Genomic DNA, 578 nt, shown 5'->3' with positions numbered 1-578 from the left:
ATATAAAAAAGAGAGTGAATCCANCTCTCTTTTAGTTATATTTTATTGAGCTAATTCAAGATATCCACTTGGATGGAAGTAGTATATTTTTGCATTGTCTTTATTTACAAACATACCTAAATCTCCATCGATATCTGGTAAGAATACATATCCTTTTAATCCTTTTTCTTGTAATGCTTTAAAGTCACTTTCTGTTCCTTGATATATGTACTTAACATTAGGATTATACATTTCTAATAATTCTTCGGCTTGTTCTTTATTTAATTTATCTATAACTTGCACTTCTACATTTGTTTTATTAGTATTATTTTGTGCAAATACTGTTCCTTCTATATTATTTACTGCAACTATTCCTGCACATATTATTGATAATGTTATGATTGCTTTTTTCATATAAATCACGCCCTCTTATTTATTATTTATGTAATTTATTATCTTTTCTATGATTTAATATTATCACTAAATATTCTTAAATAATAGTTACACACTTGTTACTTTAGATTACAAATTCGTAAACATAGTTACAGGCATGTAACATTTTATACAATAARATTTATATAGAAATTATCACCTTATAA

1 protein-coding gene is annotated in these 578 nt (G+C 24.5%); it reads right to left on the bottom strand.

Annotated features, from left to right (window positions below; all coding sequences use genetic code 11):
- Nucleotides 1-42 precede the first annotated feature (42 nt).
- A complete protein-coding gene (locus tag G3997_RS02495; protein ID WP_296647565.1) occupies nucleotides 43-393 on the bottom strand; it encodes a hypothetical protein in 351 nt (116 codons plus the stop codon).
- Nucleotides 394-578: the final 185 nt, after the last annotated feature.

It is taken from the genome of Romboutsia sp. 13368 (assembly GCF_018336475.1).
Taxonomy (GTDB): domain Bacteria; phylum Bacillota; class Clostridia; order Peptostreptococcales; family Peptostreptococcaceae; genus Romboutsia.
The sequence above is the reverse complement of the archived record's forward strand: the minus strand, read 5'-3'. Positions and strand labels throughout refer to the sequence as shown.

What these genes read in the sequence shown, in the direction of transcription:
- G3997_RS02495 (WP_296647565.1), bottom strand. Translation starts at nt 393, where the DNA reads ATGAAAAAAGCAATCATAACATTATCAATAATATGTGCAGGAATAGTT.